This is a genomic window from Rufibacter radiotolerans, from assembly GCF_001078055.1.
Classification (GTDB): domain Bacteria; phylum Bacteroidota; class Bacteroidia; order Cytophagales; family Hymenobacteraceae; genus Nibribacter; species Nibribacter radiotolerans.
Genome location: NZ_CP010777.1, coordinates 2,101,298 through 2,124,427, shown reverse-complemented (window position 1 = coordinate 2,124,427; position 23,130 = coordinate 2,101,298). Strand labels below are relative to the sequence as shown.

At 50.1% G+C, this 23,130-nt stretch carries 13 protein-coding genes; 3 read left to right on the top strand and 10 right to left on the bottom strand.

The annotated features are described in order from the left end of the window. Positions 1-113: 113 nt before the first annotated feature. From TH63_RS08865 to TH63_RS08845, 5 genes are all read right to left on the bottom strand, one after another. Positions 114-1,439 carry an MFS transporter gene (locus tag TH63_RS08865; protein WP_048920635.1) on the bottom strand — a complete coding sequence of 442 codons (1,326 nt, stop codon included), beginning with the start codon at positions 1,437-1,439 and terminating at the stop codon, positions 114-116. 232 nt (positions 1,440-1,671) lie between these two features. Continuing rightward, positions 1,672-3,435 (bottom strand): alpha-amylase family glycosyl hydrolase, encoded by a 1,764-nt coding sequence (locus TH63_RS08860; protein ID WP_048922699.1) that lies wholly within the window; start codon positions 3,433-3,435, stop codon positions 1,672-1,674. A 234-nt stretch (positions 3,436-3,669) separates the two neighbouring features. Continuing rightward, entirely contained in the window at positions 3,670-5,988 is a 2,319-nt protein-coding gene (locus TH63_RS08855; RefSeq protein ID WP_048920634.1) for a glycoside hydrolase family 65 protein, read from the bottom strand. Positions 5,989-6,355: 367 nt separating this feature from the next. Continuing rightward, positions 6,356-7,018, bottom strand: a complete 663-nt coding sequence (gene pgmB / locus TH63_RS08850; RefSeq protein WP_048922698.1) for a beta-phosphoglucomutase — start codon at positions 7,016-7,018, stop codon at positions 6,356-6,358. A 48-nt stretch (positions 7,019-7,066) separates the two neighbouring features. Beyond that, entirely contained in the window at positions 7,067-8,980 is a 1,914-nt protein-coding gene (locus TH63_RS08845) for a glycoside hydrolase family 13 protein (protein WP_231583570.1), read from the bottom strand. 383 nt (positions 8,981-9,363) lie between these two features. On the opposite strand from TH63_RS08845, the gene TH63_RS08840 reads away from it, so the two are divergent. Further along, positions 9,364-10,518, top strand: a complete 1,155-nt coding sequence (locus TH63_RS08840) for an alpha/beta hydrolase (protein WP_053093767.1) — start codon at positions 9,364-9,366, stop codon at positions 10,516-10,518. Between the two features lie 159 nt (positions 10,519-10,677). On the opposite strand, the gene TH63_RS08835 is transcribed toward TH63_RS08840, so the two are convergent. The 4 genes from TH63_RS08835 to TH63_RS08820 form a co-directional block, all read right to left on the bottom strand. Next, positions 10,678-11,685, bottom strand: coding sequence for a sodium:calcium antiporter (locus tag TH63_RS08835; RefSeq protein ID WP_048920633.1), 1,008 nt, complete (start codon positions 11,683-11,685; stop codon positions 10,678-10,680). A gap of 146 nt (positions 11,686-11,831) precedes the next feature. After that, on the bottom strand, positions 11,832-12,296 hold the full coding sequence (locus TH63_RS08830; RefSeq protein WP_048920632.1) for a hemerythrin domain-containing protein: 465 nt from the start codon (positions 12,294-12,296) through the stop codon (positions 11,832-11,834). Positions 12,297-12,301: 5 nt separating this feature from the next. Beyond that, a complete protein-coding gene (locus tag TH63_RS20305; protein WP_156180497.1) occupies positions 12,302-15,490 on the bottom strand; it encodes a metallophosphoesterase in 3,189 nt (1,062 codons plus the stop codon). A 502-nt stretch (positions 15,491-15,992) separates the two neighbouring features. Further along, entirely contained in the window at positions 15,993-16,970 is a 978-nt protein-coding gene (locus tag TH63_RS08820) for an ROK family protein (RefSeq protein ID WP_048920630.1), read from the bottom strand. 463 nt (positions 16,971-17,433) lie between these two features. Between TH63_RS08820 and gyrB the strand changes: the two genes are divergently transcribed. Continuing rightward, a complete protein-coding gene (gene gyrB, locus TH63_RS08815; protein WP_048920629.1) occupies positions 17,434-19,389 on the top strand; it encodes a DNA topoisomerase (ATP-hydrolyzing) subunit B in 1,956 nt (651 codons plus the stop codon). A 321-nt stretch (positions 19,390-19,710) separates the two neighbouring features. Beyond that, positions 19,711-21,813, top strand: a complete 2,103-nt coding sequence (ppk1, locus tag TH63_RS08810; RefSeq protein ID WP_048920628.1) for a polyphosphate kinase 1 — start codon at positions 19,711-19,713, stop codon at positions 21,811-21,813. Positions 21,814-21,973: 160 nt separating this feature from the next. Here ppk1 and TH63_RS08805 read toward each other — a convergent pair whose 3' ends face one another. Continuing rightward, on the bottom strand, positions 21,974-22,900 hold the full coding sequence (locus TH63_RS08805) for a Ppx/GppA phosphatase family protein (protein ID WP_449415950.1): 927 nt from the start codon (positions 22,898-22,900) through the stop codon (positions 21,974-21,976). Between the last annotated feature and the right edge of the window lie 230 nt (positions 22,901-23,130).

Below are 23,130 nucleotides of genomic sequence, written 5' to 3'. Positions count from 1 at the left end.
GGGCAAGTAAACAAGGAAGGCGTTTTAAGCCCGTTTTCCTGAAAATAGCCCTAAAACAGAAGAGCCCGGAACGTAACGTTTCGGGCTCTTCTGTTTTAAAAACCTGAGATTACTTAGGCTACTTTCTCATCTACGTCTTTCACAAACAGCGTCATAAATCCCGCCAGAATCATGGAGCAACCGCCCAATACCAGCACATAGATAGACTGTCCGTCAAAGATGTTTTTGTTAATAAAATCCAGCATGGTGCCGGCCACAATTTGCGGTATCACAATGAAAAAGTTGAACACCCCCATGTAATAACCCATCCGTTTGGCCGGTAAGGAGCCGGCCAGAATAGCGTATGGCATAGACAGGATACTAGCCCAGGCAATACCCACGCCTACCATAGACACCAGCAGCAATTTAGGGTCAGAGATAAAGTAAATGGAAATCAGGCCTAGGCCACCAATGGTAAGGCAAATCAGGTGGGTCATGCGGCGGCTGGTTCTTTTGGCCAGCGACGGCAGCATCAGCGCAAACACCGCCGAGACCCCGTTATAAACCGCAAAGCAGACACCCACCCAGTCGGCGCCCTCATTGTAAAGCTTGGAGGTAGTATCTGTGGTGCCGTACACGTGGCTGGTGAGAGCCGGCGTAGTGAAGATCCACATGGCAAACAGCGCAAACCAGGTGAAGAACTGCACAAAGGCCAGTTGCAACATGGTCTTCGGCATTTTAAAAATGCCCAGAAACGTTTCCTTTACGCCTTCCCAGAACGTAGTCTCGCGTTTTTCCCGCTCAAACTCCTCCAGGTCTTCGGGGGGATATTCCTTGGTTTTAAGCACGGTCCAGAGCACCGCCAAAAAGAAAACGATGCCCCCGCTGTAAAAGGCCCACTTCACTGAAGGTGGAATCTCACCGGCCGGTGCGGTATTAGGCAAGCCTACCCAGTTATTGAAGATCCAGGGCAGGAGCGACGCCACCACCGCGCCAATTCCAATAAAGAAGGTCTGGGCCGCGAAGCCGCTGGTGCGTTGCTCAGAAGGCAGCAAATCACCAACCAGGGCACGGAACGGCTCCATGGAAATGTTAATGGAAGAGTCCAGGATCCAGAGCATGCCCACCGCCATCCAGAGCACCGACGAATTGGGCATCAAGAACAGGGAGATAGAGGCCAGGATAGCGCCAATCATAAAGAAAGGCTTCCGGCGCCCAAACCGGGGGCTCCAGGTGCGGTCGCTCAGGTAGCCAATGATAGGTTGAACCAACAGTCCGGTCACCGGGGCCGCTAGCCAGTACAAGGCAATTTCGGTACCGCCCAATGTCTCAAAGATGCGGCTTACATTGGCGTTCTGTAACGCGAATCCAAATTGAATTCCCAGAAACCCGAAACTCATGTTCCAGATTTGCCAGAAGCTCAGACGAGGTTTGGCTTGCGCCGATATTGTTTGTGCCATGGGCAGGTGGTAAGAGGTTTGTTTGGTTTAGTTTGGGAACTCTGTTTTTGCTTTAATTTCGGTAAAACGGGGGTAAATCAGAAATCTAATTTCTCTAGACTACCGCGTTTCTATTTTTTCGTGTTATTCTGAAAGGATCTTGGTAGCGAACAGTAATGGCATTAAATACGCGCTATTGCTGTTCGCCCCCAAGGTCCTTTCATGATGACAAAAGAAGCACTATTATTACCGCTTACTTCTGCTGTAACAGAAACACATGCGCGCTCATGGGCGCCAGGGTAATGCTGGTTTTCACCTCCGGTTGGAAGAACAGGGGAGGCGTGTCAAACAGCAGATCCTGCAAAATAAACGTGCCTTTTCCGTCTATGCCCATTGCGCTGAAAGCGGAAGCAGGAATAGAAATACCGTAATCAGCCGCCTGCCGGTTGAAATTAACCAACACCAATATCCGCTCCTTAGCCGTGTGACGGAGGTAGGCATACACCCCAGCCGGCGCCGTGCCTTCCTGGGCGGTGAGGGCGTAGAATTTGCCTTCCCTGATGGCCTCTCGGCTGGTGCTCAGGTTGAGTAGTTTGGTATAGAACTCGCGCAGGCGCTGCTGCTCCTCGGTTAGTTTTCCGCCATCAAACTTGCCGCCGTTCATCCAGGCTTGGTGGGTGAGTACGCCCCAGTAGTCAAAGATGGTAGTGCGGCCGTCTTCGCCCTGGAAACCTTCATGGCCTCTGCCGGGTTCGCCTACTTCCTGCCCAAAATAGATCATCACGGGTCCGGTGCCCAGGGTGGCGCTCACGGTCATGGCCGGTAATGCGGCCCACGGGGTGCCGGCAAACTCATTGGAGGCCAGGCGCTGCTCGTCATGGTTTTCCAGGAAACGGAGCATGTGGTTAGACAGGCCGTTGCTTTCTTCGCGCCAGACGCGGGTAATCTCAGCGGTGTTGCCCTGCCCCTTGTTTTCCATCAGGCGGCGCAGGCCGTCATACAAGCCTACCTTATCATAGAGGTAATCAAAGCGGCCATTTACAATGTAGTTGCGGTATTCCTTAGGGTTATAGATCTCGGCTATGAAGGTGATGTTGGGGTATTTGGCCTTTACCTGCGGAATCACCCAGGCCCAGAACTCCACGGGCACCATCTCGGCCATATCGCAGCGGAAGCCGTCTACGCCTTTACCCGCCCAGTAGAGCAGAATGTCGCGCATCTTGTTCCAGGTGTCCGGAGTGGGCGAGAAGTGCTTGGTGCGGTTGTTCTGATAGTTTACGCCGTAGTTCAGTTTCACGGTCTCAAACCAGTCGTTCTCGCTGGGCGTGGCGCTGAACACGTCATTACCGGTGGCCTTGGCCGGGTTTTCCTTAAACTTGCTGTCTTCCTGCGGACCGCGGTGCGCCCCGCTCAGCGGGTTGTAAGTATTAGGTACCTGCAGTGCCTGGCCCGGAAGGTAATAGTAATTGTTGCTGGGCTTGAAGCCAACAGAGGTATCATCTTGGGCACCAAAGTCTTGCGTGCCGGACGGTTTGGCATCTGACTGGTAAAATCGGGCCACATGGTTGGGCACGAAATCTATCAGGACCTTCAGGTTATTCTTGTGCGTGCGTTGCACCAGCGCCTCAAACTCCGCCATCCGCTTGCGCACGTCCACGGCCAGGTCTGGGTTCACGTCATAGTAATCCTTGATGGCGTACGGAGAGCCGGCGCGGCCTTTCACCACATCGGCGTCATCCAGGGGAATACCAAACCTGGTGTAATCCGTCATGGTGGCGTGCTCTATCACGCCTGTGTACCAGACGTGGGTAGCGCCCAATTTCTTGATTTCCTGCAGGGCCTTGTCTGTAATGTCATTGAACTTGCCCACCCCGTTCTCTGCCAAGGTGCCGTAGGTTTTGTTCACGGCTTTCTTGTTCCCGAACAGGCGGGTCATCATCTGGTAAATCACCAGTTTATTGTCCTTCACCTCCTCAGGGGTGGTGTTGGGGTCTTGGTTTGGGGCAGCTTCGGTCATAGCAGGTGCCGTTGGTTTGGTTTCTGGTGCACTGGTGCTGGAAGGAGCAGTGGAGGTACAGCCCGCCATAGCAGCCAACAACACAAAAGAAAGCAGCGGACGATGGCGTAGATTCATTTTGCTTGCGTCTAAAGGAACATATATGGTAATTTCTGTTTTGGGCCTGTTTTACAAAAAGCAGGCCCAAAACAGAAACGTCCCTCCGGTTAAAAGGTAACCTAAGGGACTTCATTTCTAGGCATTCTGGTGGGCAAGAGCGGCTTTGGCGTTGGCCTCAATGGTCTGCGGTTGGTCAAACACATTCAAGGTAATCGCCTTGTCTGCGTGGTTCTCAATCTGCACCTGCTCGCGGGTCACTTTAATGGTTAACAAGTGGCCCCTGAACCTGATTTTAAAGGAATAAGAACTCCAGCCAGCCGGGATGAACGGATTGAAAAACAGTTGGTTATTCCGCACGCGCATGCCGCCAAAGCCTTGTACTACACTCATCCAGGTGCCCGCCATACTGGTGATGTGGCAACCATCCTCGGTGTCATTATTATAGTCATCCAGGTCCAGGCGGGCGGTACGCAGGTAGAATTCATAGGCACGTTCCTCATCACCTAACTTGGCGGCCAGAATGGAGTGCACACATGGCGAGAGCGAGGATTCATGCACCGTGCGTGGCTCGTAGAAGTCATAGTTCCGCCGGATGGTGTCCAGGTCATAGCGATCCTCAAAAAGGTAAATTCCCTGGAGCACATCGGCCTGCTTGATGAACACAGAGCGCAGAATTCTATCCCAGGACCATTTCTGGTTCAACGGACGGTCCTCGGCGGGCAAATCTTTCACCAGCGTCTGTTCTTTATCCAGGAAGCCATCCTGTTGCAGGAAGATGCCGAGTTCGTGGTCTTCGGCGTAGAACATGTTGTCAATCACGTGCTGCCATTGACCCATTTCCTTTTCTTCGTTCAGGTTCAGCTTGCTTACCAGTTCCTGATAGCGGCCTGGGTTGGTTTGCTGCACGTGCTGCAAGGCCTTGAGCGTGTACTCCAGGGTCCAGGTGGCAATGGTGCTGGTGTACCAGTTGTTGTTGACGTTGTTCTCGTACTCGTTAGGGCCGGTCACGCCCAGCATCACGTACTTATTTTTGGCCTGTGACCAGTTCACGCGCTGAGCCCAGAACCGGGAAATTCCCACCAATACCTCAATGCCATATTCCCCTAAATAAGAATCGTCTCCGGTGTACCGGATGTAGTCATGGATAGCGTGGGCAATAGCGCCGTTCCGGTGGATTTCCTCGAAGGTGATTTCCCACTCATTGTGGCACTCCTCGCCGTTCATGGTTACCATGGGGTACAAAGCAGCCCCGCCGGTAAAGCCCAGCTTCTCTGCGTTCTCAATGGCTTTCTGCAGGTGCTTGTAGCGGTAAATAAGCAGGTTGCGGGCAATCTGCGGGTCGGCGGTGGCCAGGTAAAAGGGGAGGCAGTAAGCTTCAGTGTCCCAATAGGTTGTTCCGCCGTATTTCTCGCCGGTAAAGCCTTTCGGACCGATGTTCAATCGCTCATCCTCACCGGTGTAGGTCTGGTTCAGTTGGAAGATGTTGAACCGGATGCCTTGCTGGGCGGTAGCGTCGCCTTCAATCACGATATCGCTTTCTTCCCACTTGGCCGCCCAGGCGGCGGCCTGCTCCTGCAACAGCTGCTCAAAGCCTTTGGCGGTAGCGGCATTAATCACCTTTTTGGTGTTGGCCAGCAGGTTTTCTTTGGGATGGTTTTCAGAGGAAAGGTTGGCGGCGTACTTATAAAGCACAGTCTCCTGGCCTTCCTGCACGGCAATATCAAAGGTAGAGGCGATGTATTTGGTGCGCTCCACCGGTGTGGCTTGTACGTTTACTTCCTGGCCGTTTTGCGTCACCACAAACCGCTGGCCTGTGCAGACATGGAAGAAGGTCTTCTTGGTTTCTGCCACCACGTAACCTTCGGTGGGCTGGGCTTCCTGCAGAATCTCGTTCCAGAACTTTTCGTCATAGTTGGAATCGGCGTTCTTGATGTCTGCGTCTACGAAGGGGGTAAACGTGAGCGTGCCGCTGAAGTTCAGGGGCGTGAGGCTGTACCGGATGGCGCCTACCTCATAGTCCACAATGCTGGTAAAGCGTCTGGATTCTACGCGCATTTGCTTGCCCGAGGGCAGGGTAGCGGTGAAGCGGCGGTCCAGCCAACCTTCACGCATGTTCAGTTCTCTTCTGAAGTCTGTTACCTGGCACAGGTGCAGATCCAGGGTTTCACCGTCAAGCTGCACGTCTATGCCTATCCAGTTGGCAGCATTCAATACCTTGGCAAAATACTCGGGGTAGCCGTTCTTCCACCAACCCACGCGGGTTTTGTCTGGGTAATAGACGCCGGCCACATAATTGCCCTGCAGGGTTTCGCCGGTGAAGGTTTCCTCAAAATTGGCGCGCTGGCCCATCCGGCCATTGCCCAAACTGAAAACGCTCTCCGTGATTTGGTTATATTCAGCGTGGAATCCTTCTTCTATAATGGACCACTCGTCAACGGTCAGGTATTGCTTCATATTGGTTAGTATCAAGTATCAAGACACAAGTATCTAGACTGCTTTTTTTGAATCGTTTCCTATTTGTGTTTTGGGCCTGTTTTTAGAAAATCAGGCTTAAAACGGTTTTGCTTTTTGGTTGGCATTTCTTAAACCACTCCACTTCTCTTCAGCTGCTTTTTCCTTTGCTCTACCTTAATGGCTTGTCGGGATTTGCAATCCCGACTTGGGGAAAAGCCGATTTGCAATCTGCCTGCTGGTCCTGCGGTGAAGCATTTTTCAGCAATGCTCGGGAGGGGATTACAAATCCCCTTTTCATAACATCCGGATTGCAAATCCGGATGAGCGCGGTCAAAAAGGTAAGTTAAGCTCAAACGTGCCCTTTCTTTTACGCTTTCTGTTGTAATGCGTGCAGGCGCTCCACCGTCATCTCGGTCATGTCTTTCACCACAATGTCTGTCTGGGTCAGTACCTCAGGCTGGCCCACGCCTACGCAAAGCATACCGGCATTTTTAGCTGATTCCACGCCGGCTACGGCGTCTTCAAATACTACACATTCCTCGGGTTTTACGCCCAGGGCCTCGGCACCTTTCAGGAACACTTCTGGGTGGGGCTTGCCGTTGACCACGTGGCGGCCGTCAATGATGGCGTCAAAGTAGGGAAGCAGGTTGGTGCGCTCCAGAATGAGTTGGGCGTTTTTGCTTGCTGAGCCCAGAGCGATTTTGATGCCTTCCGCTTTGAGGGCCTTCAGGAAATCTTCTACGCCAGGCAAAATTTCCTCTGGGGTCATTTTAGAGACATCTACCAGGTACTCGGTGTTTTTCTGCTCGCAAAGCGCCAGCATCTGTTCCTGGGGTAGGGTCTGGCCGCCAATCTCTAGGATGATCTCCAGGGAACGCACGCGGCTCACGCCTTTGAGGCGCTCATTGTCATGCTCCGTGAAGTCTATGCCAAGGCTCTGGGCCAACTGGCGCCAGGCTTTAAAGTGGTAGATGGCGGTATCTACCAGAACTCCGTCTAAATCAAAAAGGCAGGCTTTGATGGTACTCATGGGTAAATCATTTTTCCGGTGTTTCAGGAAAATCAAGTTAAAAACAGGTTACTTCTCCAACTCCAAAACAACGGCCGTTTTAGCCGGTATTTTAAGGCTGTTCAGGTTGCCAATAGTTTGGCTGTTTAGCACGTTCATGGCTTTTGTAAAGCCTTGTATGCGCTCGGCAAACCGTTCGGTCTTCAGGTCTACTTCCTTGTCATTGGTGTTGGTGGCGACCATGATGGTTTTTTGGTCATCATACCTAAAGTACACGTACGTGCCTTCCTGCGGCACAAACTGCATGAGTTTACCGGAGTGCAGGGCGGGGGTGTCCTTGCGGTAGTTGGCCAGGGTCTTTACAAAGTTGAAGGCTTCGTTCTCGCGGGCATTGCGGCCAGCGGCGGTGAACTTGTTTTCCTTATCGCCGGTAAATCCGCCGGGGAAATCCTTGCGGACCTCGGCGTCTGACGGGTCTTTGAAGTTCTTCATCAGAATCTCAGTGCCGTAGTAAATGGAAGGAATACCGCGGGTGGTGAGCATCCAGGTCAGGCCCATCTTGTATTTGTTGAAGTCTTCACCTACAACGGAGAAATAGCGGTTCATGTCATGGTTGTCCATAAAGGTCACCAATTTCATGGGTTCTTCATACACCGCATCCTGGGCCAATACCTGGTGCACTTTGCTTACACCTTCATCCCACCCGAACTTCTGGTTCAGGGCATCATTCATGGCGGTCCAAAGCACAAAATCAAGGGTGCCGGGTTGGTTGCTCTTGAACGGGAAGTCAATTTTGTTGCGGGTAAAGCGGGACTGGGCAATTACGTTATTAACCCAAGACTCACCGAAGATGTGGATGTTAGGGTATTCGTTCATCAAGGCCTGGTTGCAGCGGTTCATGAACTGATCCTCATTGTACATATAGGTGTCTATGCGCCAGGCATCCACGCCAAAATTCTCCACGGTCCAGAGGGCATGTTGGATGAGGTAATTTTCCACGAATTTGTTGTCGTGGTTTAGGTCAGGCATGTGGGGCACAAACCAGCCGTTCATCATGATGGACCAATCTGCTTTGGAGCCGTGCGGGTCAATGATAGGCTGAAACTTATGCGAGGTGTTGGTATAGGTGGGGAACTGGTGCACCCAGTCTTTAGAGGGCATGTCTTTGATAAACCAGTGGTTAATGCCCACGTGGTTGTAAACGGCATCCTGCACCACTTTCATGCCTTTGGCGTGGGCTGCCTGAACCAGTTTCTTGTAGGCATCATTGCCCCCGAAGCGCTTGTCTACCTGGTAATGGTCGGTGAAGGCGTAGCCGTGGTAGGCACTGCGCATCTGACCGCCCTCATCAGTGAGGGGTTGGTTGTTTTCAATAATGGGATTGAGCCATAGGGCCGTCACGCCTAATTCCTCAAAGTAATTGAGGTGGTTCTGGATTCCCTGGATATCTCCGCCGTGGCGCAGGTAAGGATTGTTGCGGTTGGCCTGGGTATCGGCCATGTCCTTGAACTTGTCGTTTTTGGGATCACCATTAGAGAAGCGGTCGGGGAGTACCAGGTACACCAAATCAGCCGAAGTGATACCCTGGCCTTTGGGCTCCTGGGTGCGGGCCTTCAGTTCATATTTGCGGGTGAGTTTCTGGTTACCGTTCTTACCTGTAATGGTAAAGCTGCCCGGCTTGGTGTTGGGGGCAATGGTGAGATCTAGAAAGGCATAGTTGGGGTTTTCGGCTTTATGGGCTTTCACCAGCGTTACCCCCGGGTGGTTAATGGAATAAGAGTAAGTACCGGCTTGCGGACCATACACCAGCAACTGGAGGTTCTGGTCTTTCATGCCCACCCACCAAAAGGTAGGGTCAATGCGTGTAATGGCTGCTTTGTTTTTCTGGGCCTGGGTAGAAAAGGCCAGCAGCCATAGTGTGAGAAAGAGAAATAATCTACTGGAAAAAGCGGTAGGGTACGGTGTCTGTTTCATCTTTTTCATTTGTCTGGTTTGATAGGCCACAGAGCTTTTCAATTTCTGCATCTATTATAACTAGCCGCTCTTTGGGTATTTTAACCTTCCTGAAGAGAAGCTATTCTAATGTTTTTTTAGGCAAGGAAATCGTTTGAGGAGTTCATCTTTCCCCTGATTTATTTGTTGATTTAACTCTATGTAGCACTAAAAGGCTTGCTTACTTTCGGTTTTGACCGGCCATTTTGCTCAATCAGAACCAAGTTTAGTGGTTCAGCAGGGCAAGTTCTTTCTGCTTTAAGGCAGGTCTTTATAGGAAAGTCAAAACAATTGTTAATATTGTAAAATCATAGAGGTAAATCTACACTTATTTAATTAAGAAATCGATTTCCCTGTTTCTAAAATGCCAAATTATGAAAAAGCATCTAAAAAAGAAGGGCCTTTCTTTTTTTATCCTTTTAACCGCCGCATTAAGTACTGAGGCTCAGGTCACTTTTGAGTTAGCAAAGGTCCCTGCCAACACACCCGCCACCGATACCCTCTTCCTGACCGGTAACCTGAACAACTGGAACCCCGCCGACAAAAACCTGAGCTTTAAAAAAGGAGCCCAGGATCAGTGGCACCTGACTATACCCGCCGGGGAAGGGGTTCTGGAGTATAAAATCACCCGCGGAAGCTGGGCCAAAGGAGAGGCCCTGGCCAGCGGTGCGGCCCGCACCAACCGCGCCTACAAAGCCACCGGAAAGGCAGACACCGTGCGTTTGGAAATAGAGAGCTGGGAAGACAATTTCACCCGGGCCGATAAGGCGCATACCGCTACGCCTTCGGTGCAGGTGATCAGCAATGTGTTCTATATGCCGCAACTGCAGAAGAACCGCCGGGTTTGGGTGTACCTGCCGCCAGGCTACGGGACCTCCCAGAAGAAATATCCGGTGCTGTACATGCATGATGGGCAGAATTTATTTGATGCCTATTACGGGTTCAGCGGCGAGTGGGGCGTTGATGAAACCATGGATTCCCTGGCCAAAAACAAGAACCTGGAGGTAATAGTGGTTGGGGTTGACAATGGAAGCGAAGAGCGCATGAACGAGTACACCCCCTGGCGCAACGCCAAATACGGCGGCGGTAAAGGCGATGCCTACGTTGACTTCCTGGCCCAAACCCTGAAACCTTACATTGACACCCATTACCGCACCTTGTCTGGAAAATCCCATACGGGAGTAGCCGGTAGCTCTATGGGCGGCCTCATCTCCTTATACGCCGCCATGAAATACCCCCAGGTATTTGGCAAAGCGGGTGTTTTCTCCCCGGCTTTCTGGGTGTCACCTCAGTTTTTTGACTATGCCGCCAAAACCAAGCCCGCCAAAGACGCCAAAATTTACCTGGTAGCCGGCGCCAAAGAAGGAGAGCAGATGGTGCCAGATATGGCCCGAATGCGCGACCTTCTGCAAAAGCAGGGTCTAAAATCAAAGAAACTCAACTACCAGGTCCATGCAGATGGAGAGCATAAAGAAGCCTTCTGGCAACGTGAATTCCCCGGGGTAGTGCAATGGCTTTTCGCTGAGTAGGTAAGTTATCCAAGCTTTCGAGGTGATTCCTGACTAAGGATGAAATTCCGTTTTGGGGCTGTTTTCCGAAAAACAGCCCCAAAACGGAATTTGCGCGAGAATTGTAGACCAAGGTTTAAAAGCTTTTCACTGACAGTTAAGTTGCCAGTAAAAAGCCTTTCAGGTGGAGGTTAAAAAATAAAGGAGAACTATGTTGAAGAGGTACACTATAAAAAGCACCAGGGTGTCCCAGCCCAGGAAGAACCTCTTGTTTTCGTTTTTGTAAGTGATGCCTATGATCACAATACAAGACATGATAATGGAAGCGAAAACAGAGACAAGGTTAAAGTCTGAGGCGTCTTTTAATAAATGGCCCTTGGTGTAAAAAAGATCATCCAGGAACAGGATAAAAATATTGAAGATGTTGCTGCCCAATATATTCCCCACTGCTAAATCTGTAGTATTCAGGCGGACCGCGGCAATGGAAACGGCTATTTCTGGTAATGAGGTAGCGATGGCTAGAAACAAAGTACCCACAAACGATTGCCCTAAACCCGTTTGGACTGCAATGCCTTCCGCAAAATGGGGGAGAAACAAGGCGGCAGCAATGGTGATGGCCGCAAAGACTGAGTACCGTAAAATAATTTGCCTAAGGGTTAGGTCAATGGCCGCTGATTCTACCAAGGCAGCCAAAGGCGGGTGTAGTTTCTGGTACTGGTAAATGAGCCGCAGTGACAGGAAATAGATGACGGCAAACAAGATGCTGTTGAGTCCTACAAAAGGCAGAATGAAGATGTCTCTATCCAGAAAAATACCCAAACCCACCAAGGCCAGGAGGATAACTCCCAAAGAGGCGGCCATGGCCTGGCTCTGGGAAACATCGCTCAAGATGGACTTTTTGCCCGGCGAAAACAACTGCATGATAGAGAGCAGGAACAGGTTGAAAGAGCAGCTGCCCAGAATGTCGCCTACCGCTAAATCTGCCGACTGAACTACCGCTGAGGAGCTGATCCCTACCATGAGTTCGGGCAGGGACGTCACTGCTGACATCAGAAACAACCCAATAAACGCTTTCCCAATACCGGTTTTATCCGCTAGCAGGTTACCATAAATGGAGAGTCTTTTTCCTGCCCAAAGAATAATGGCGCCGCAAATTAGAAACCCTAAAAAATCAAACGCCTTTTCCATTTGTTTGCCAGCATAAGGGTCTCCTTTTTAGGCGTTTCTGCTGCAAAAGAAACTTTTCCAGCAAGAGGAGAAAGCCTGCCGTTGCAAAAGTTTAATTAACAACTAAGTAGTATGCGGCAAAAAAGTCCTTATTCAATTTATATGGTTTAACTTTCAGGCGTCGTCCTGCCTGCTTTCATCTTTACGAATTCGCCAACCAAAATGGCGGCAGGGTACATGACTTCTTCTTCGGTTTGGGCATGTAGCTTTAACTTTTGAGCAAAAATGGCTACCTCCGGATGGTCTTCTGCCTGGGCATTTCTCCCCAAGACCTCTAACGCGGCCACAATCTGCCGGTGCTCTTCCAGCATTTCCGGCAGGGAGTTTTTAAGTTTATCCGTTAGCGGTATCACCTGTTCCATTTCCCTGGAGAAGTTGCCAGAGGCCAGCATAGATAATAAGCCAAGCGGCGGAAGCGCCAATTCCTCTTCTTTCACAAAATGAGGGTGCATAAGTTCGGCCACCGCCTTTGCCGCTTCACCCGTTTTACCTGGCAACTGCGTAGCCTGTATTAACAGATGATGGAGTTCTTCATGTTCTGCTTTTAGGGAAGCGGGAGTTTTAAAGTCCATACTGGTTAGTCGGTTATCACAAATTTCACCTGTTTGTTAGCCTTGGCGCCCACTGACCTGATAATATAAAGACCCGAAGGTAAGTCGGTGGTATTGATAGAGGTAGTCCCTGAAACGCGGGTTTGGAAAAGGGTGCGCCCGGTAAGATCAGTGACCTGAATGGCTATTCCTTCTGGCAAAGAAGTTGTAACTGTCAAGGGAGTTCCCCTTTGTATGGGGGATGGATACGCCAAAAGTTGCGGGTCTGGGCTTTTCATTTGCAGAGAAGAATCAGCTGCCATGGCTACATTCACCGTGAACACATCCCGTAGACAACTCTTATTATCCATGACTTCATAAGAAGTGGGGATTTCTGGGTTCACCGTGATGCTGCGGGTAGTGTCACCGGTAGACCATTGATAGTTACCCACCCAGGAAGCCGTTAATTGTACGGCACCCCCTGGGGAAACAATAGGAGTAGCGGTCTTGTTGACGTCTTGCATGATAGTGAAATTATCAAATACGGTCCCATCCTTGCGCAGCATCTTGGCATCTAACCGATTATCTTCAATCTCCAAATAAAGCATCCCTCCATCATTCACTGCAAAGGGCAAAGCATCATGAGGATATTCCTCTTGAACATTGCCTGTTGTTCCTGCAGACCCTGCCACCACATAAACGGTACCATGGTTTTTAGTGCCGGAAACTGTCATGTACGGACAGGAATTGGGGCTTTCATCATACTTGGCACTTGAACTGCTTTTAGTATGGGTGGCCAGTTCAAATGAGGCTTCAGTTCCGTAGAAATTGTTTAGCAGATAGGACCTCTCATAGGTATGACTGTGGCCGGAAAGCACCAGGTCCACCCCGTACCGCTCCAGAATCCTTATGAAATTTTGCCGTATCCTTTTCAGTTCTCCATTGGTGTCAGCATTGTGGCTTCCCATAGTAAAGGGAGGGTGGTGAAAATACACTATAGTCCATTTTTTGCTGTTGGCTTCCAGGTCCCTTTTTAGCCACTGTACCTGAACCCCCAGAGTATCGGTGAGCATAGTATTGTCGTCTGCCTCCACCCCATAGGAGTCTAGGCTGACGAAGTGGATATTGCCCCAGTCATAGGAATAGAAGGCCTTGCTGCCCGAGGGAACCCCACCGCTTTCTCCTGCGGTAGGCAAAGAAAAACTGGTGTAATACCCTCCCTTATTTCTAGCGGTTAACGGAATGAGGTGATATTCGTGGTTGCCGGGGGCCGGGAAAAGGATGTGGTTTTTGAGGACGGTGCTACCGTATGGGGTGAAGAACTCCCGTTGGTAATCGGCGTCAGAGCCGTCATCGTAGGCGTTGTCTCCTAGGAGCAGCATCAGTTCCGCCGGTTTGCTGCCCGTATAGTTCAGGTAAGAGTTAAGGGAGCCGGTGCGGTTCCCGTATTTGTCTTTGCCGCAGTCGCCGAAAACCGCGACCCTTACTTTCTCTGTGCTGTTTTCTGGTGGGGCGGTTTTAAAGAAATTGCCGCTTCCGCTTTGGAGCACCTCAGTAGAACTGCCTATTCGGTAAACGTAATTCGTGTTGGGAGATAATCCCGTGATCCTTACTTCGTGCTCTTGGGTTAAAGTATCATTAGTAAATGACAATGGATAAGTGCCCAGAACTGTACCAACCTCCACTTTTGAATCTGACGCTGTGTTGGTGCGCCATCTTACCGTTACCGCAGTTTGGCTTCCCACTTGAAGATACGCCCCCCGGATTAGGTCTTTACTTTGGATTTCATAGTTCAGAGTGTCTATATCGGCTTTTAGTTCCAGGTCAAAGGAGAGGTCTGAATTACTGGCCCCTAGTTGGTGGACCTCCACGGCAATAATATTGATTCCGGTGGTGAAGGCAGAGGCATTAATTTTAAAGGGTACGGCTGAGTTCCCGCTTTCTGCAGCTAGGGTATTGTAGGAAATAGGGCCACTGGGCATTTTGGACCGGAAAACCTCAACACCATTAACATATATGATGGCTCCATCATCCCTTTTTAGGTTTCCTGAAATGGAAGTAATGAGGGATGCATCTGGTATAAAAATGGATTTCCTGAAATAGGTGGTAATGTGCTTGTTGCTTGAACTGCTTCCGTAACTCACCACCGTAGCCTCGTCGCCGTCACCATATCCTAATTCCCCATTACCTATTTGCCAATTGGTATCATCATAGGATAAATCGCGCCATGCAATACCCTGGTCAGAGCCATTGTCAAGGTATTTCCAGGCAGATTTAAAAGTGATGGGCAATAGGGGAGTTGTTTCCACTGGGGCTAAAACATGCGTATAGCTTTGCCCTAGGGAATAATCTAAGGTAAGTAGGTTGCTGGCCAGGTCTTGTATGTTGGCTCCGGCAGCAAGCAGGGTAAGTTGTATGGTCCCCTCACCAGCGGCATTGGTGATTGTCACGTCATAGGTAGCGGAATTTACCGTAGTAACTTTTCCTATAGAGCCTGTTGCAGTACCTGAGGTAGTTAATAAAAAGTTTGGGGTACTTACGCCAGTAACTTCTTCTGAAAAAATTACCCTGAAGGTTAAGGAAGAAGCGCTGGTAGAGTCAGTGACCGGGTTCTGCCTTGTAATGTTAGACACAACTGGGGCGGTTATGTCTTCCTGCAGAGTTTCTCCGGTAGTTAAAAATTCCAGGTCAAATGCCATATCTGAGGTTCTAAGGTGCTTCTGGTGGACCTCCACCGCAATAAGGTTGTCACCCTCCACAAAGGCCGAGCCGCTAAAGGTGAAAGTCTCTACCCCATAGCCATTCTTTAAAGCGGTTACAGAGGCCAGCGTGTTATAATCAATGGGGCCCTCAGGCATGTTGTTGCGCAGTACCTCTGTACCGTTCACGTACATCACCAGGCCATCGTCGTACTTTACGTTGGCGGTAATGGTGCCCAGAGCAGCAGCGTTGGAAAGGGAGATGGTTTTCCTGAAATAGGTAGTCACATATTTGTCTAAAGAGGAAGGGGCGTTGCTCTGGATAACTGTGCTGGCGTCGTCTATACCGAATCCGAACTTGCCGGGCCCGGATTTCCAGCCGGAATCGTCAAAGGGATGTCCCCGCCAGGCCGTGCCCTGGTTAGAACCGTTATCTAGGTAACGCCAGGTGGAGCCAAAGGTGAAAAGGGTGGTTTGGGCCGAAGAAGAAAAGGTAAGGAAGACCCCTAAAGCCATTAATAGTATAAATCTCAACATAACAGAAAGATTGAAGATTTACCTTGCCATAATAACCGAATTGGGGGCTTTGCAACAATTGTCTTCTGCTATGCAATTGTTAATGGTAGAGTATTTCTAGCATATTAATTTATGTTAGATTCAAAATTATACGTAGCCTCTATTCAAATGGTAGTTAATTAATAACCCAACTTTTAGAGCATATTAATAAATTGTAAAGTATTTATATATATGGTTTTAAATATTGTAAACCAATCAGTTATATTGTTAAATGCTAATTTTGCTCTTAGTGAAAACTTTGAATTGATAGTAAATTGATCTATAATAATAAAGTGGAAATCTGAATAATACTGATATTTATTAAGCGGTTTTATCTGGATATTTAGCTGTTGAGTGGATAAAAATGCAATTAAAAATAATTAAGGAGTGATTCCTTTGCAAAACTTCCAAAACATATATTGTACCCAATAAAAAAGCCCGAAGGCTAACCTTCGGGCTTTTGAAATAATTAGCGAGTAACAGGTTAGGCTACCGGCATGCGCTCCAACTCCTTCCAGGCCAGGGCAGCGGCACCCATGACGGCGGTGTTGTTAAGGCCCAGGCCAGATGGCAATATCTTTACTTTGTTTTTGAATACGCTCAACAGGTTCTTCTCCATGTGGTAACGAACCGGGTCAAACAGGAATTCCTCGGCACGTACCAGGCCTCCAAAAAGGAAGATGGCCTCAGGGCTCAGGTGGGCCACCGTGTCGGTCAGTTTCATACCCAATACCTTGCCAGTGTACTCAAAGCAATCTATGGCGATCTTGTCGCCGCGTTTGGCAGCCTGGGTGATCATCTCAGCAGTAAGGTCATTAAAGCTCACGCCGCGCAGTTCACTGTAATCGGTATAGTCGGCCAGGAACTTGTACACGGTGCGTTTGATACCGGTGGCAGAAACGTAGGTTTCTAGGCAGCCTCGGCGTCCGCAACCGCATACGCGGCCGCTTCCTTTCACGTTCACCAGGGTGTGGCCTAGTTCACCGGCGTTGCCATCATGGCCATAAACTAACTCTCCGTTCACCACAATGCCGCTACCAAGGCCGGTACCCAGGGTCACCACCACAAAGTTCATCATGTTTTTGGCGCCTCCGTAGATCATCTCTCCAATAGCCGCCGCGTTGGCATCATTGGTCAGGAAAACAGGGACCTTAAAGTAGCCTTGCAGTAACTCCACCAGCGGCACGGTGCCATGCCACTTGAGGTTAGGGGCGTGCTCAATGGTGCCGGTGTAGAAGTTCCCGTTGGGAGCACCCACGCCTACGCCAATCAGGTTGGCCTCGTCTTCAATCTTTTTGAATTTGGTTTGTACTTCCTGGTAGAAAATGCGCAGGAAATCATGTACGGTTTCGCCTTCGGTGGTAGGTAGCTCGCCTTGGGTCAAGATGATGCCATCCCGGTCCAGAAACCCGAATTTGGTGTTGGTTCCACCGATGTCAATGCCTAAAATTACGTCCTTCATGAGAGTTTGTAGAGATTGGTGCGGAATGACACAAGATCCTTACTCCTTGTGCCGTTGATTTCAATAGAGACCGAAACTTAAGAAGAAACCCCCGTTTTGCCAAATTTTAGCCCTCGTTTGCCGTTTAACCACGGCCCTGCGCCTATTGGTGCCATAATTTTAACATACCAGTCCGGGAAAAGGCTTTTCAACTAATTGTAGGTAAAAACCGGTATTGTGTCCGCCCCAAATTTCTTTGGTAGAATAGCCTTTCTGTTTTAGGCCTGTTTTCCCGAAAACAGGCCTAAAACAGAAAGGCTACAAGGGGTACCGGAAGAAGAAGAGGGGGTAATTATGAGATTTTGAACGCATGCTTCGGCTACCTTATAAATAATTAACCAAAGACTATATTTGCACACCAAAAGCTGGCAAAAACCGATAAAATTCGCTATTTTTGTAGGTGAAAAAACATCCGAATAAATCAATGAGTGACCAAGAAGAAAAAGACATGAACGCCTATTCCGCTGACAGTATTCAGGTCCTTGAGGGCTTGGAGGCGGTACGGAAACGGCCAGCTATGTACATCGGTGACATCGGGATCAAAGGTTTGCACCACCTAGTTTGGGAAGTAGTAGACAACTCCATAGATGAGGCCCTTGCCGGGCACTGTGACGAAATCAATGTCACTATACATACAGACAACTCCGTTTCGGTGTCAGATAACGGCCGGGGTATTCCGGTTGACTTTCACCAGAAGGAAGGTCGTTCTGCCCTGGAGGTAGTTATGACCGTACTGCACGCCGGTGGTAAGTTTGACAAAGACTCATACAAGGTATCTGGTGGCTTGCACGGCGTAGGGGTTTCCTGCGTGAACGCACTCTCTACAGACCTGCACGTGACCGTTCACCGCAACGGAAAAGAGTATGAGCAGCATTACAACATTGGGGTGCCGGCCTACCCGGTGCGCGAACTGGGGCCTACGGATAAAACCGGAACCACCGTTCATTTCCAGCCAGACGCCAGCATCTTTACGGTAACGGAATACAAGTATGAGACCGTGGCCAGCCGCTTGCGCGAGCTGTGCTTCCTGAACAAAGGCATTAGAATCAACCTTACTGACCTGCGGGAAGAAGTGTCGCCAGGGGAGTACCTGTCTGATTCCTTCTACTCAGAAGGAGGTCTGCGCGAGTTTGTGGCCTACCTGGAAGAAACCCGGGTGAACCTGATTCCTTCCCCCATTTACGTGGAGAGCGAAAAAGGCGGCATTCCGGTAGAGATCGCCTTGAACTACAACACCTCTTACACAGAGAATATTTTCTCTTACGTAAACAACATCAATACCCATGAAGGCGGTACCCACGTGGCCGGTTTCAGACGTGCCTTGACCCGTACTTTGAAAAGCTACGCCGAGAAATCTGGTATGCTGGAAAAAGCCAAGGTAGAGATTCAGGGCGATGACTTCAGGGAAGGCTTAACGGCGGTAATTTCTGTGAAAGTGCAGGAGCCGCAGTTTGAGGGCCAGACCAAAACCAAATTGGGTAACTCAGACGTGATGGGCGCCGTGGATACTGTGGTAGGGGAGATTCTGAACCAGTTCCTGGAAGAAAACCCCAAGGAGGCCCGTATCATCATCCAGAAAGTGATTCTTGCGGCGCAGGCCCGTTTGGCGGCCCGCAAAGCCCGTGAGATGGTGCAGCGTAAAAACGTAATGGGCGGCTCTGGTTTACCCGGTAAACTGGCCGACTGCTCTGACTCTGACCCCGTGAACTGTGAACTCTACCTGGTAGAGGGTGACTCGGCGGGTGGTTCTGCCAAGCAGGGCCGTGACCGTAAGTTCCAGGCCATTCTCCCGCTTAGAGGTAAGATCCTAAACGTAGAGAAAGCACAGGAGCACCGGATCTATGAGAACGAGGAGATCAAGAACATGATCACCGCCCTGGGCGTGAGCTTCGGAACCCCGGAAGATGACAAGGCCCTGAACATGGCCAAACTGCGCTACCACAAGGTGATCATCATGACCGATGCGGACGTGGACGGTTCCCACATCAGGACCCTGATCTTAACGTTCTTCTTCCGGTACATGCGTGACCTCATTGACTCTGGCTACGTGTACATTGCCTTGCCACCGCTTTACCTGGTGAAAAAAGGCAAGGAAGAGCGCTACTGCTGGACCGAGCAAGACCGCCTGGAAGCCATTGCCGAACTAGGCAAAGGGAAAGAGGAAAGCGTAGGCGTGCAACGCTATAAAGGTCTGGGAGAGATGAACCCAGAGCAGCTTTGGGAAACCACCATGCGCCCAGATACCCGCAGCTTAAAGCTGGTATCGGTAGAGTCTGCGGCAGAGGCAGATCACCTGTTCTCTATGCTCATGGGTGATGAAGTAGCCCCGCGCCGTGACTTTATCGAACGCAACGCCAAATACGCAAAAGTAGACGTGTAACCACTGCGCCTTTGGGGTTTGTTCTTTTAAAGAAGCTGAACGCTCAATGGCTTTATTTTACCTGAAGAGGTTCTTTTTTTGGGTAATTACCGTATATAATATTAGAAAAGCCTGCCTATCAGCAGGCTTTTCTTTTTCTTTTGTAAGGCAGACCAAAAAGCTGCTATCTTAGCAAAAGAAGGGTAAGTCTGCTTTTGTTTGCTACCAAAGCACACGGCAGACTGTACGGGATTTTGATCTGTTTCTGGGCCGGTTCTTTCTGGCCCATTAGAAGGCAAGCCCTTTTTCTATCTTCATGGTACCAGGGACCAATTTCAAACTATGAGTGCAATCAAAGCATCGGAGCAAATCCGGAAAAGTAATTATATCAGTAGAGACCTGAGCTGGCTTAGGTTCAATTACCGGGTGCTGGACCTGGCCCGCAACCCAGAGACTCCTATTTTTGAGCGCCTGAAATTCCTGGCCATTACCGCCTCTAACCTTGATGAGTTCTTCATGATCAGGGTTGGTAGCTTGTACAATTACATAGATTACGGCAAAGAGCGCATTGATTATTCGGGGCTTCGGGAACAACCGTTCCGCAAGAAGCTCATGGACCTGGCCCACCGCTTTGTGGCCGACCAGTGCCAGGCCTATGATGATTTGCGCCGTGAATTTGAAAACCAGGGTTTCAACATCTGCAGGGTAGAGGACCTCACGGAGAACGAGCAGGCTAAAGCCGATTTCTATTTCCGGAACACCGTGTACCCGCTGCTTACGCCTATGGTGTATGACAGTTACCACGGCTTCCCGCTCATGATGAACCAGCTGCTCATCTTTGGTGTGGTCACCCGCACCACAGAAGAGACCAAGCAGCAGAGCCGCATCACTTTTGTGCAGATACCGGGGAACCTTACCCGCTTTTTTGAGATATCACGCAAGAACAAGATCATTTTCGTGCCCATTGAGGACATCATCCGGTGGAATATGCCCAAGCTGTTCCGTAACGTGGAGATAGACTCTGTGAACCTTTTCAGGATCACGCGTAACGGCGATTTCACGCTGGAGGAAAGTGATGATATGGACCAGGACTTTGTGCAGGAGGTAAAGCAGAAGCTGAAAACCCGCAAAAAGGGCAGGGTAGTGCGCATGGAGGTGGAACGCGCGCCCTCGTCTTACATGATGAAAGTGCTCAAAGAGCGTTGGGTCATTGATAACAGCAACGTTTTCTCCATTGACCGCCTCCTGGACCTGAAAGGCCTGTGGCAGATTATCAAGCACCCGCATTTTGCCAACAAGGTGCAGCGGCCCATGACGCCGGTGCCCTCGCCCAGCCTGCCGGCCGGGGCCATTGACAATATCTTTGAGTACCTCAAAGAGCATGACGTGCTTCTGCACCACCCCTATAACAGCATGGACCCGGTAGTGACGCTGCTGGAGAAGGCCGCCGAGGACCCGTATGTGCTAGGGATCAAACAGACCATTTACCGCTTAGCAGATAATTCCAGAATCACTGCTGCCCTTTTAAAGGCGGCTGAGAACGGAAAGCACGTGTCGGCGCTTTTTGAGGTGAAGGCCCGCTTTGACGAGGAACGCAACATCAAAGAAGGGGAGCGGCTTGAGAAAGCCGGCTGCTTTGTGATCTACGGCATCAGTAAGTACAAGACCCACACCAAGATGATGATGATCATCCGGAAGGAGGGCGAAAAGGTAACGCGTTACGTGCACATCGGCTCCGGAAACTACAATGAGCAGACCAGCCGCATGTACACAGACATCAGCCTTTTGACTACAGATGATGTCTATGCCCATGACGTGTCTGAGTTCTTTAACGTAATCACCGGCCATTCGTACCCTGAGAGCTATGAGTACCTGATCACGGCGCCCAAAGACATGCGGCAGCAGCTGATCAAACTTATCAGGCAGGAAACGCATAACGCCGAAATGGGCCTACCCGCCGGTATTGTCATCAAGATCAACTCCCTGGAAGACAAGGAAGTGATGGACGAGTTTTACACGGCCTCACAGGCGGGGGTGAAGATCAAGTTGATTGTGCGGGGTATCTGCTGCCTTCGCCCGGGGCGCGAAGGGCTGAGCGAGAACATTCAGGTGAGTTCTATTGTGGGCGAGTACCTGGAGCACGCCCGCATTTTCTATTTCCATAACAACGGCGATCCGCTGGTACTGGGCGGCTCCGCCGATATTATGGTGCGCAGCTTTGAGCGCCGCATTGAGGCCCTTTTCTACATTGTGCACGAGGACCTGAAACGCCAGGCCATCCACATCCTGCGCTACAACCTCATGGACAACCAGAACTGCTACATTATGCGCGAGGACGGCTCCTACATCAAGCGCCAACCCACCGAGGGCGAAGCCCCTTTCAACATGCACCGCGAGTTCTACCACCTCACTTCTGAGATGACCGAAGACGCCTGTCTGTTTTAGAAAAAAATTAAATACTGGAATACTTAGCAATCAGTTGAAACCGTTTTAAGCCTGTTTTCCAGAAAACGGCCTTAAAGCAGAATCCCCTTCTTTCTCTTTGAACAAGAGAAGGAAGGGGATTCTGCTTTAAGGAAAAATTTGACTCACAAAGGGAGAATTGTTAAAAGTCAAGCTTGAAGTGATGATGGGTGGCTCCCTGGTGGCGTTCATACAAGGACTGCAGAATTCCGTCTTTCAATCCCACCTGGGGCACCAGCATGCTTTCCAGGTGTGCCCACTTCATGGCCGAAAGGTAGATCTCGGCGGCAGGCACGATCACATCGGCGCGGTCGGCGTTGAGCAGGAGCACCTTTACGCGTTCTTCCATGGTGAGGCTGGAGATATGTTCCACTACTTCCTCAATCTGTTTCCGGAAGATAGGCTTGCCCCCGGCCTTGCGGGCCATGTCATAGATCTTGTTGATATTGCCTCCGGTACCAATGGCCCGGGAGACGTGGTGCAGTTTGGCATTTTCGGTGACCCAGGCCTGCATGGCGTGCCAGATCTCCATGGAATCTTCGCCCTGCATGTGCCGGATGGAACCCTGCTCAAAGGACTGGGAAGCCACTTTCATGCGGTTCACATAGATGTTGAACTCGGTGCTACCGCCGCCCACGTCTATGTGTAGGTAATTTTTGTCGTCTAGCTGCTGCCGTATGACCAGGTTTATAAGATCTGCCTCGGTGGTGCCGTCAATTACCTGTATGTGCAGGCCCAATTTCTTCTGTACCTCATGCAGAATCTCATGGGCGTTGGTGGCCGAGCGCATGGCAGAGGTGGCGCAGATCATGTAGTCATGCACTTCATGTACCTCCATGAGCAGGTGCAGGGCGTGCAGTAGCTTTATGAACTTCTCGGTTTTGGCCTTGGAGATAACCCCTGAGGCAAAAACGTCTTCGCCCAGGCGCATAGGGTAGCGTATGTATTCTACCCGCTTAAAGAGAATATGGTCCTCAAATTTGAACACATTGGAAATCTGGCAACGTACGGCGTTGGACCCAATGTCAATGGCAGCTAATCTAATAAGGGGCTCTGTTGATGATGACATACACAAGAGTGACAAGTACCATCAAAAGTACATACCCCCGCTGAAAAAAGAAGGGTATTTCTTACTTGTTTTTCAGAAAACAGGCGTAAAATAGACCAAAAGGAAACAGCAACCGCCAACTTTTGGCAACCGGCTAAAAGGGTAGCAAACGGCACTCAAAATATTGCCTGATTTGCTTATAGTTCAGAAAAATATAGTACCTTAGCATAAGAACGGTCTCCAAGCGGAAG

What these genes read in the sequence shown, in the direction of transcription:
- TH63_RS08855 (WP_048920634.1), bottom strand. Translation starts at nt 5,988, where the DNA reads ATGAAGCAATACCTGACCGTTGACGAGTGGTCCATTATAGAAGAAGGA.
- TH63_RS08830 (WP_048920632.1), bottom strand. Translation starts at nt 12,296, where the DNA reads ATGGACTTTAAAACTCCCGCTTCCCTAAAAGCAGAACATGAAGAACTC.
- ppk1 (WP_048920628.1), top strand. Translation starts at nt 19,711, where the DNA reads ATGAGTGCAATCAAAGCATCGGAGCAAATCCGGAAAAGTAATTATATC.
- TH63_RS08835 (WP_048920633.1), bottom strand. Translation starts at nt 11,685, where the DNA reads ATGGAAAAGGCGTTTGATTTTTTAGGGTTTCTAATTTGCGGCGCCATT.
- TH63_RS08840 (WP_053093767.1), top strand. Translation starts at nt 9,364, where the DNA reads ATGAAAAAGCATCTAAAAAAGAAGGGCCTTTCTTTTTTTATCCTTTTA.
- TH63_RS08860 (WP_048922699.1), bottom strand. Translation starts at nt 3,435, where the DNA reads ATGACCGAAGCTGCCCCAAACCAAGACCCCAACACCACCCCTGAGGAG.
- pgmB (WP_048922698.1), bottom strand. Translation starts at nt 7,018, where the DNA reads ATGAGTACCATCAAAGCCTGCCTTTTTGATTTAGACGGAGTTCTGGTA.
- TH63_RS08845 (WP_231583570.1), bottom strand. Translation starts at nt 8,980, where the DNA reads ATGAAAAAGATGAAACAGACACCGTACCCTACCGCTTTTTCCAGTAGA.
- TH63_RS08865 (WP_048920635.1), bottom strand. Translation starts at nt 1,439, where the DNA reads ATGGCACAAACAATATCGGCGCAAGCCAAACCTCGTCTGAGCTTCTGG.
- gyrB (WP_048920629.1), top strand. Translation starts at nt 17,434, where the DNA reads ATGAGTGACCAAGAAGAAAAAGACATGAACGCCTATTCCGCTGACAGT.
- TH63_RS08820 (WP_048920630.1), bottom strand. Translation starts at nt 16,970, where the DNA reads ATGAAGGACGTAATTTTAGGCATTGACATCGGTGGAACCAACACCAAA.
- TH63_RS08805 (WP_449415950.1), bottom strand. Translation starts at nt 22,900, where the DNA reads ATGTCATCATCAACAGAGCCCCTTATTAGATTAGCTGCCATTGACATT.
- TH63_RS20305 (WP_156180497.1), bottom strand. Translation starts at nt 15,490, where the DNA reads ATGTTGAGATTTATACTATTAATGGCTTTAGGGGTCTTCCTTACCTTT.